Raw genomic sequence first — 9,556 nt, 5'->3', positions numbered from 1 at the left:
CGTGTGCGGCACCGACACGCTGGGCGTCGGCATCAACGTGCCCATCCGGACCGTGCTGTTCAGCGGGCTCACCAAGTACGACGGGCGTCGCCAGCGCCAGCTGCAGGTGCGCGAGTTCGCGCAGATCGCCGGGCGGGCGGGTCGGGCCGGCTACGACACCGTCGGGCACGTGGTGGTCCTGGCGCCGGAGCACGACATCGAGAACGCGAAGGCGATCGCCAAGGCAGGCGACGACCCGAAGAAGCTCCGCAAGGTGCAGCGCAAGAAGGCGCCCGAGGGCCACGTCTCGTGGAACGAGGCCGTGTTCGACAAGCTCGTGAACGGCACGCCGGAGCCGCTCGTGCCGCGCATGCAGGTCACCCACGCGATGGTCCTCGACGTCGCGCAGCGTCCCGGCGACGCGATCGCCGCGCTCGACCGGCTGATCGAGGAGAGCGTGGTCCGTCCCGAGGACGTCGAGCGGCTGCAGACCCGGGTGCGCGACATCGTCGAGGCCCTCGTGGCAGGCGGGGTGGTCGAGAGGCTCGACCCACCCGACGCGGAGGGTCGCACCCTGGTCCTGACCATCGACCTGCAGCGCGACTTCGCCCTCAACCAGCCGCTGTCGCCGTTCGCGATCGCCACGCTCGAGCTGCTCGACGTGGAGTCCCCGGAGTACCACCTCGACGTCGTGTCGGTCGTCGAGGCGACGTTGGAGGACCCGCGGCCGATCATCTCCGCCCAGGTGTTCCGCGCGCGGGGCGAGGCGGTGGCGCAGATGAAGGCCGACGGCATCGAGTACGACGAGCGGATGGAGCTGCTCGACGAGGTAGAGCACCCGAAGCCGCTGCGCGACCTGCTGGAGGCGGCCTACGAGACGTACACCCAGGGACACCCGTGGGTGCGCGACCACGAGCTCCGCCCGAAGTCGGTGGTGCGCGAGATGGCCGAGCGGGCCATGACGTTCTCCGAGCTGGTCTCGGACTACGGGCTCGCGCGCTCGGAGGGCATGGTGCTGCGGTACCTGTCCGACGCGTACAAGGCGCTGGAGCGGACGGTGCCGGCGTCGGCGCGCACGGAGGAGCTGACCGACCTGACGGCCTGGCTGGGCGAGCTGGTGCGCCAGACCGACTCGAGCCTGCTCGACGAGTGGGAGAAGCTGGTGAACCCGGCCGACCCGGCGAGCCTGGACCGGGCGCAGGCCGTGGCCGACGGCGAGGAGACGATCCGCCCGGTCACCACCAACGAGCGCGCGTTCAGGGTGCTGGTGCGCAACGCGATGTTCCGTCGGGTGGAGCTGGCTGCGCTGGGCCGGTGGGACGCGCTGGGCGAGATGGACGGCGAGGACGGCTGGGACGCCGAGGCGTGGCGCGAGGCCATGGCGGCCTACCGCGAGGAGTACGACCACCTCGGCACCGGCCCGTCGGCCCGTGGCCCGGCCTTCATCGACCTGCAGGTCCAGGGGAGGACGTGGCACGTGCGCCAGACCTTCGAGGACCCGGAGGGCCACCGCGACTGGGGCATCTCCGCCACCGTCGACCTCGACGCCAGCGACGCCGCTGGCGAGGCCGTCCTCACCGTCACCTCCGTCGGCCCCGCCTGACCCCACCCTCCCCCCATCGGTGGATCCTCAACATCTGACCCACCATCGGTGGATCGTCAACGTCAGCGACGCTGCTGCGGTTGAGGATCCACCGATACGGGGCCGGTTCAGAGCAGGGCGTGGTCGGTGACCGGCAACGCGCAGACGTGGTCTCGGCAGACGTAGGCGGTGGCGCGACCGTCGACGGCCACCCGGTCGGCGAGCAGCGGCACGGCAGGATCGGCCGACGCGGCCGCGACGACGACGGCCGGCGACGTGCGCAGCAGGGCGGCTCGATGCATCCCCGCGCGTGAGTCCGCGTCGGGTCCGACCACGGCGATCTCGTCGGGCCCGGCCACCAGGGCCTCGGCGGCGGCGAGGGTCCACCCGGCGAAGCGCGGCAGCTTCTCCCCCAGCTGCGCGGCCGAGCGCACCGCGCGCTCGGCGGCCTCGCGGTAGCGCGGGTCGGCGGTCACGGCCGCGGCGGCGACGAACGCGTGCGCGGCGGCCGACGTGCCCGACGGGTACGCGTTGTCCGACGCGTCCTGCGGACGGACCACCAGGTCGGACGCGTCGTCCGCGGTGTCGAAGAAGTCGTCGCCGTCGGGTGCCGCGAAGTGGTCGAGCACGCGCTCGAGCACGGCCCGGGCACGCTCGAGCCACACCGCGTCGCCGGTCACGCCGAGCACCGCGACGAACGCCTCGGCCACCGTGGCGTGATCCTCCAGGACACCGTCGTGGACCCCTGCCACGCCGTCGCGCGACGCCCGCAGCACGCGGCCACCATCGCGCAGGTGCACCTCGGCGAGCAGCGTGGCAGCGCGCACGGCGGCGTCGGTGAACCGCGGCTTCTCCAGCAGCACCCCCGCCTCGGCGAGGGCGATCACCGCCAGTGCGTTCCAGGCGGCCACGACCTTGTCGTCACGTGCGGGTCGGGTGCGCTCGGAACGAGCCGCCAGGAGCGTCGTGCGCACCGACGCCCACCGCTCGGGGTCGTCGGGGTCCTCGCGCAGCTGCAACGTCGAGAACCCACGCTCGAACGTGCCCGGGCCGGTGACGCCCAGCAGCTGCGCCGCCCACGCCCCGTCGGAGACGCCGAGCAGCCGCATCAGCTGGTTGGGGTTCCACGCGTAGAACGCGCCCTCGTGGACCTCGCCGCGCGGGTCGGCGCTGTCGGCGTCGAGAGCCGACGCGAACCCGCCCTCCGGCGTGGCCAGCTCGGCCAGCAGGAACTCCGCCGTCTCGGTGGCGACGCGCCGTGCGAAGGCCTGCCGCGCGACGTCTCCGGTCGCCAGCTCGGCCCGCCACCAGTGCAGGTAGACCCGCAGCAGCTGGGCGTTGTCGTAGAGCATCTTCTCGAAGTGCGGCACCTGCCAGTAGCGGTCGACGCCGTAGCGGGCGAAGCCACCGGACAGCTGGTCGTACATCCCGCCGCGCGCCATCGCGTCGCAGGTGGTGCGGACCATCTCGAGGGAGCGTTCCATGTCCGTGCGCGCCCAGTGCCGCAGGCACGCCTCGAGGACCATCGACGGCGGGAACTTGGGGCTTCCGGCGTAGCCGCCGGCCTCGTCGTCGTGCTGGCCCGACAGCACCGTCTGCGCCGCGTCCAGCGCCTCGGCGTCGAGCGCGGAGCCGCCCGCGTCCACCACGTCGCGCAGGTGCTCGAGGACGTCGGCACCGACCTTCGTCACCTCGTCGCGGCGGTTCTGCCAGGCGTCGGCGAGCGCCTGCAGGATCTGCGTGAACGCCGGCTGCCCCTGCCGCGGCTCGGGCGGGAAGTAGGTGCCGGCGAAGAACGGCTCGCCCGTCGGCGCGAGCACGACGGTCATGGGCCATCCGCCCTGGCCGGTCATCGCCTGCGTGGCGCGCATGTAGACCGCGTCGACGTCGGGCCGCTCCTCGCGGTCGACCTTGACGTTGACGAAGTGGTCGTTCATGAACTGCGCGGTGGTGGGGTCCTCGAACGACTCGTGCGCCATCACGTGGCACCAGTGGCACGCGGCGTACCCGACGCTCAGCAGGATCGGCCGGTCGAGCGACTGCGCGAGCGCGAGCGCCTCGTCGCCCCACTCCCACCAGTCGACGGGGTTGTCGGCGTGCTGGAGCAGGTACGGGCTGGTCGCTGCGCTGAGTCGGTTCGGCACCCCTCCACCATGCCAGCCCGGTCCCGGGCCGCTCGTCGGTCCGCCGGGAACGCCCCTCATCGGCCACACTGGCGCCATGAACCTGGTGGCCATCGCGTTCTCGACGGGCTGGGCGAGCGGGGTGAACGCCTACCTCGTCGTCCTGACGCTCGGGCTGGCCGACCGGCTCGGCGGGTTCGAGCAGATCCCCGACCAGCTGGCCCGGCGCGACGTGCTCGTGGCGGCAGGCCTGCTCTTCGCGATCGAGCTCGTCGTCGACAAGATCCCGTACCTCGACTCCACCTGGGACGTCGTCTCCACCGTGCTGCGCCCCACCGTGGGCGCGGCCCTCGGCGTCCTCGTGGCGGGCGACGCGGGCGCCAGCGAGGCCGTCTACGGCACGATCAGCGGCGGCAGCGCGCTGGCCAGCCACCTGGTGAAGGCCGGCACACGCCTCGCGGTCAACGCCTCCCCGGAGCCGTTCACCAACATCGGGGTCAGTGTCGGCGAGGACGTCACCGTCCTGGGCGTCGTGGCACTGCTGCTCGCCAACCCGTGGCTGGCGTTCACGCTCACCGCGGTGCTGCTGGTCGCCGGGATCGCGATGCTCGTGCTCCTGGCGCGCCTCGTCCGACGAGGCCGGGCCCGGTGGCGACGTTCACGACCAGGTCCCGGCGCACTGCCGTCTTGACCAGCTGCTCGGCTCAGTCGCGGTCGTCGTGCGCGCCGCTGGGGTTGGTCGACGTCGTGACGTCGTCGGCCTGGTCGCCCTCCCAGGGCTGGGCGGCCTTCTTGGTGTGCTTCGCGAAGGACTTGGCCAGGAAGAACACGGCCACCGCGAGGGCGGCGACGATGCCGAGCGCGAGCCAGCCGGGACGCACGATGTTCGGGTCGAGGCCACGCGGCCTCTCGGCCGTGACCAGGATCGTCAGGAGCTCACCCATGGCCCCAGCCTACGCCTGCGGTTCCGGGGTCCGCCGGTCGGCCGGGTCAGCGCAGACCGGCGAAGAGGTCATCCTCGGGCAGCGACGTCTCGACCTTGGAGTCGACCAGCTGGTAGTCCTCGGTGGGCCACGCCTCGGCCTGGACCTCGTTGGGGATGGAGAAGAACCAGCCGTCGGGGTCGATCTGGGTGGCGTGGGCGAGCAACGCGGCGTCGCGGACGTCGAAGTACTCGGCGCACTCCACCCGGGTGGTGAGCCGGGCCTCGTCCTCGGGCTTGCGCTCCCACTTCTCCATGCGCTCGGCGTAGGGGTTCTCGAGGCCGTGCCGCTCGACGGCCGCGGAGATCGCCTCGAGCTTCTTGAAGTTCCAGCCGAGGTGGTAGTAGAGCTTGCTGACCTGCCAGGCCTCGCCCAGCTCGGGGTGCCAGTCGGGGTCGGCCGCCTTCTCGTAGGCGAGGACGCTGACCTGGTGGCACATGATGTGGTCGGGGTGCGGGTAGCCGCCGTTCTCGTCGTACGTGGTGAGGACCTGCGGCTTGAACGAGCGGATGAGGCGCACGAGCGGGATCGCGCCCTCCTCGACCGGGACCAGGCCGAAGCACCCCTCGGGCAGCGGCGGCTTGGGGTCGCCCTCGGGCCAGCCGGAGTCGACGAAGCCGAGCCAGTCCTGGGTGACGCCGAGGATCTCGCGGGCGCGGTCCATCTCCTCGCGACGGATCTCGGTGATCAGCTCGGGGTTGTCCTCGATGCCCGGGTGCTGGAACTGCGGGTTGAGGATGCTCCCGCGCTCACCCCCGGTGCACGTGACGACGTGCACGTCGACCCCTTCGGCGACGTACTTGGCGGTGGAGGCGGCACCCTTGCTCGACTCGTCGTCGGGGTGCGCGTGCACGTGCATGAGGCGCAGCTTCTCGGTCACCGCCCCAGTGTTCCACCGGTACGCACACCCGCACGGACGGGGTTCACCAGGCAGGACGCCACCCTCAGGACCGACCTGGGAGAATCGTGGCGTGAGCACCCTCGACGAGCGCTACGGCCGCCGCACCACGCGACGCTGGGTGTGGCCGACGGTCACCGCCGTCGGGGTGGCCCTGGGTATCGTGTGGGCCGCCTGGGTGGCGCTCGACACCGAGCCGGTCACGGCGGAGGTCCACGGCTACACGGTGGAGTCGCCCGCGCGGACCGTCGCGACCATCGAGGTCCGGCGTCCGGACCCGGTCCCCGTCCGCTGCACCGTCTACGCCCAGGCCCTCGACCACTCCGTCGTGGGCGAGCGCACCGTCGACGTGCCCGCCGGCACCCGCGAGCGGACGCGCGTGGAGGTGCCGATCAGCACCGAGCGCGAGGCCGTCACTGCCGTGCTGAGGACGTGCCAACTCACCGACTGACTGCTAGGCTGCACGTTCGACCCCAGGCTCGATGCCTGGGGTTCCGCTTGTTTTCCAGGAGGTTCGAACATGTCTCAGTCCAGTACCGAGACCATCTGGGTCACCCAGGAGGCGTACGACCGTCTGAAGGTGGAGCTGGCGAATCTCAAGGACGTCGTCATGCCCGACATCACCGAGAAGATCGCCGCCGCCCGCGACGAGGGTGACCTCAAGGAGAACGGTGGCTACCACGCCGCCCGCGAGGAGCAGGGCAAGGCCAACGCCCGCATCCAGCAGCTCGAGGACATGCTGCGTCGCGCCGAGGTCGGCGAGAAGCCTGCCGACGACGGCATCGTCGAGGCCGGCATGGTCGTCGGCGTCACGTTCGCCGGCGACGACGACGTGGAGCGCTTCCTGCTCGGCTCGCGCGAGCTGCTGAGCCTCGACTCGGCCGTCGACCTCGACGTCTACTCCCCCACGTCGCCGCTCGGCGCAGCGATCCTGGGCAAGAAGGTCGGCGACGACGCCTCCTACGAGGCGCCCAACGGCAAGACGCTCACGGTCTCGATCGTGGAGGCCAAGCCCTTCTGATCGACCGTTCCTGACGCGGCCCTCGAGTCCGCGGCACGAGGCATGACGAGGCCCCGGGACCCGATGGTCCCGGGGCCTCGTCGCGTCCGACGCTCAGACGAGCAGGTGGCCGAGCTCGCCCAGGCGCCGACGTGAGGCCTCGGCGTGGTCGGGTCCGCGGGTGGCCGCCTGGACCGCGACCTCGACCTCGCGCACCCCGAGCGACTCCGCGGAGCGGTCGTGGGCCACGTCGAGCACGTTGACCTGCAGGTCGGCGAGGTCGGTGAGCAGCCGCATCAGCTCGCCCGGGCGGTCGGAGAACCGGACCCGCAGCTGCATGAAGCGACCCGCGGCGGACAGGCCGTGGCGGATGACGTCGAGCAGGAGCAGCGCGTCGATGTTGCCGCCGGACAGCACGGGGACCACCGGGCCCTCGAACCGTCCGGGGTCGTCGAGCAGGGCCGCCACGCCGGCAGCACCCGACGGCTCGACGAGCATCTTGGCGCGCTCGAGCAGGCCGATGAGGGCCGCGCTCATCGCGTCCTCGCTGACGGTCACCACGTCGTCGAGCTGCTCGGAGATCACCTCGAAGGGGATGAGTCCCGGCTGGGCCACGGCGATGCCGTCGGCCATGGTCGGACCCATCACGCCGGTGACCGGGTGGCCCTCGGCGAGCGAGGTCGGGTAGGCGGCGGCGTCGGCGGCCTGCACGCCGACCACGGAGACGTCGGGTCGGCGTTCGCGCAGCAGGGCGATGCCCGCGGCGAGCCCACCGCCACCGAGAGGCACGAGCACGGTGCGCACGTCGGGCAGCTGCTCGATGATCTCGAGGCCGACGGTGCCCTGCCCGGCGAGGACGTCCTCGTGGTCGAAGGGGTGGATGAGCACGGCGCCGGTGCGCTCGGCGAACTCCTGGGCGTGCACGAGCGCCTCGGTGACGCCGGTGCCGGCGAACTCGATGTCGGCGCCGTAGCCGCGGGTGGCGGCGATCTTGGGCAGGGCCGCGCCGTCGGGCATGAAGATGGTCGCCTTCGCGCCGAGCAGCTGCGCGGCGAGGGCGACGCCCTGGGCGTGGTTGCCGGCGCTGGCGGCCACCACGCCACGCGCTCGCTCGGCGTCGCTCAGCCGCGCGATGCGCACGTAGGCGCCGCGGATCTTGAACGACCCGGTGCGCTGGAGGTTCTCGCACTTGAGGTGCACGTCGGTGCCGACCCGTTGGCTCAGCCACCGTGAGTGCGCCATGGGAGTGCGCTCGACCACCGGCGCGATCAGCTCGCGCGCCGCCTCGACGTCTCGCAGGTCCACCACCCTGCTCACCCTAGACGGGCTCCCCCACGCTCCGCGTCCGCCGGTCGTGGCCGTGAGAGGTAGGTGGCGCACGGAATGCCGTCGAGCGGTAGGACGCCCGCGGATTCGACCCGCATATCCGCGGCACACCTACCGACGACCCGTGACGAAGCGCGGTGCACCTACCGCCGATGCAGCGCGCCGACGGTCTCAGGCCGGCTCGGGCTCGGCGTCGGAGTCGGCGTCGGGAGGTATGTCCTCGGGTAGTCCGTCCTCCTGCAGCGGCGCACCGGCCTCGGCGGCGAGGTGACGCACGATGCCGTTGAGGCAGGCCACGAGCGGGACGGCCACGAGGGCGCCGACGATGCCCGAGACCGTGATGCCGGCGGCGATGGCGATGATGATCGCGAGCGGGTGCACGGCCACGAACCGGCCCATGAGGAACGGCTGCAGCACGTGCGACTCCAGCTGCTGGACGGCCACGACGGCCGCGAGCATGAACAGGGCCACGACCGGACCCTGGGCCACGAGGGCCACGAGCACCGCCACGAGACCCGACAGCAGTGCGCCGATGATCGGGACGAACGCACCGAGGAACACCAGCACGCCGATCGCGAGGGCGAGGGGCACGCCCAGCAGCCAGGCGGCGACGGCGATGCCGATCGCGTCGGTGAGCGCAACGAGCACGGTGGCCCGGACGAAGCTGGTGAGGCTGTGCCAGGCGGTCTCGCCCGACGTGTGCACCTTCTCGCGCGCGGCCTGCGGGAACAGCGCCACGAAGAACGCCCAGATCCGGTTGCCCTCGTAGAGGAAGAAGAACGACGCGAAGAGCGCGATGAAGAAGCCGGTGACGAAGTGCGTCAGCGTGGTGCCGACAGCGGCCAGCTGGTCGACGGCGGCGGTCTCGCCGAACGTGCGGATCGCGTCCTGCACCTGGTCGACGTAGCGCGTCAGCTGGCTGTCGCTGAGTCCCAGCGGACCGTTCTGCGACCAGTCCTGCACCTGGGAGATGCCCTCGATGACCTGGGCCTTGAGGTCGTAGAACTGGGTGGAGAGCTGTTGGCCCACGAGCGCGATGAGCCCGAAGAACAACGAGAGCATGGTGAGCACGACGATGGCCGTGGCCAGCAGACGCGGCAGGCCCCTGCGCTCCAGGAAGTCGACGGAACCGATGGTCAGGGCGGTGCCGAGCAGCGCGATGGCGATCGGGACGGAGACCTCGGAGAAGAAGCTGAGCAGCCAGTACAGGCCGTAGCCGGCGGCCCCGATGACGAGGAGTCGCCAAGCCCACGCCGTCGCGATCTCGACGCCGACCGGAATCTCTGGACGCGTGGTCACCTGCGTGCTTCCCTCACCCGGACGACACTATCGGGAACAGCGCACCGCGCACGGTCGTTGACACGCGTGGACCCAAGGAGTGTGACCCGATGATCTTCGGAACCCGCAAGACCGAGCTCCCCGACGCGCAGAGCGCCCTGCCCGGCCGCGCCGATCGACCCTTCGCCGTGGGCACCACGCACCGCGTGCTCGGCACCCCCATCGAGACCCCGCTCGACGCGGGCGTCGTCCCCGACGGCTTCGAGGCGACCGTGGTCGGCCTCGGCTGCTTCTGGGGCGAGGAGAAGACCTTCTGGGAGGTGCCCGGCGTCTGGTCGACGTCGGTGGGTTATGCCGGTGGCATCACCCCGAACCCGACGTACGAGG

General features: G+C 71.7%; 10 protein-coding genes. 5 read left to right on the top strand and 5 right to left on the bottom strand.

Going from position 1 to position 9,556, the window contains the following annotated elements:
* Window positions 1-1,582: DUF3516 domain-containing protein (locus ASF38_RS19385; RefSeq protein WP_235497638.1), on the top strand; the 1,582-nt coding region annotated here is incomplete at its 5' end.
* 107 nt (window positions 1,583-1,689) lie between these two features.
* Here ASF38_RS19385 and ASF38_RS09930 read toward each other — a convergent pair.
* Complete coding sequence (locus ASF38_RS09930) at window positions 1,690-3,705, bottom strand: thioredoxin domain-containing protein (protein WP_056575607.1); 2,016 nt, start codon at window positions 3,703-3,705, stop codon at window positions 1,690-1,692.
* Between the two features lie 76 nt (window positions 3,706-3,781).
* Between ASF38_RS09930 and ASF38_RS09925 the strand changes: the two genes are divergently transcribed.
* Window positions 3,782-4,375: a DUF4126 domain-containing protein gene (locus ASF38_RS09925; RefSeq protein WP_056553275.1), complete on the top strand. Its 594-nt coding sequence runs from the start codon at window positions 3,782-3,784 to the stop codon at window positions 4,373-4,375.
* A 13-nt stretch (window positions 4,376-4,388) separates the two neighbouring features.
* Here the strand turns inward: ASF38_RS09925 and ASF38_RS09920 are convergent, their stop codons facing one another.
* Window positions 4,389-4,628 (bottom strand): hypothetical protein, encoded by a 240-nt coding sequence (locus ASF38_RS09920; protein ID WP_056553279.1) that lies wholly within the window; start codon window positions 4,626-4,628, stop codon window positions 4,389-4,391.
* Between the two features lie 46 nt (window positions 4,629-4,674).
* Window positions 4,675-5,547, bottom strand: a complete 873-nt coding sequence (gene mca, locus ASF38_RS09915) for a mycothiol conjugate amidase Mca (protein WP_055964668.1) — start codon at window positions 5,545-5,547, stop codon at window positions 4,675-4,677.
* Between the two features lie 91 nt (window positions 5,548-5,638).
* Here mca and ASF38_RS09910 point away from each other — a divergent pair, with 91 nt between their 5' ends.
* Together ASF38_RS09910 and greA are read left to right on the top strand one after the other, a co-directional pair.
* Window positions 5,639-6,016: a DUF4307 domain-containing protein gene (locus ASF38_RS09910; protein ID WP_055964665.1), complete on the top strand. Its 378-nt coding sequence runs from the start codon at window positions 5,639-5,641 to the stop codon at window positions 6,014-6,016.
* Window positions 6,017-6,085: 69 nt separating this feature from the next.
* A complete protein-coding gene (greA, locus tag ASF38_RS09905) occupies window positions 6,086-6,586 on the top strand; it encodes a transcription elongation factor GreA (protein ID WP_055964662.1) in 501 nt (166 codons plus the stop codon).
* Between the two features lie 93 nt (window positions 6,587-6,679).
* On the opposite strand, the gene ilvA is transcribed toward greA, so the two are convergent.
* Both ilvA and ASF38_RS09895 read right to left on the bottom strand, forming a co-directional pair.
* Window positions 6,680-7,873: a threonine ammonia-lyase gene (gene ilvA, locus ASF38_RS09900; RefSeq protein ID WP_056576499.1), complete on the bottom strand. Its 1,194-nt coding sequence runs from the start codon at window positions 7,871-7,873 to the stop codon at window positions 6,680-6,682.
* A 189-nt stretch (window positions 7,874-8,062) separates the two neighbouring features.
* Window positions 8,063-9,190, bottom strand: coding sequence for an AI-2E family transporter (locus tag ASF38_RS09895; RefSeq protein WP_056575606.1), 1,128 nt, complete (start codon window positions 9,188-9,190; stop codon window positions 8,063-8,065).
* Between the two features lie 89 nt (window positions 9,191-9,279).
* On the opposite strand from ASF38_RS09895, the gene ASF38_RS19380 reads away from it, so the two are divergent.
* The coding region (locus tag ASF38_RS19380; protein WP_235497688.1) for a peptide-methionine (S)-S-oxide reductase at window positions 9,280-9,556 on the top strand (277 nt) is incomplete at its 3' end.

This window comes from Aeromicrobium sp. Leaf272 (assembly GCF_001422865.1).
Lineage (GTDB): Bacteria > Actinomycetota > Actinomycetes > Propionibacteriales > Nocardioidaceae > Aeromicrobium.
The sequence above is the reverse complement of the archived record's forward strand: the minus strand, read 5'-3'. Positions and strand labels throughout refer to the sequence as shown.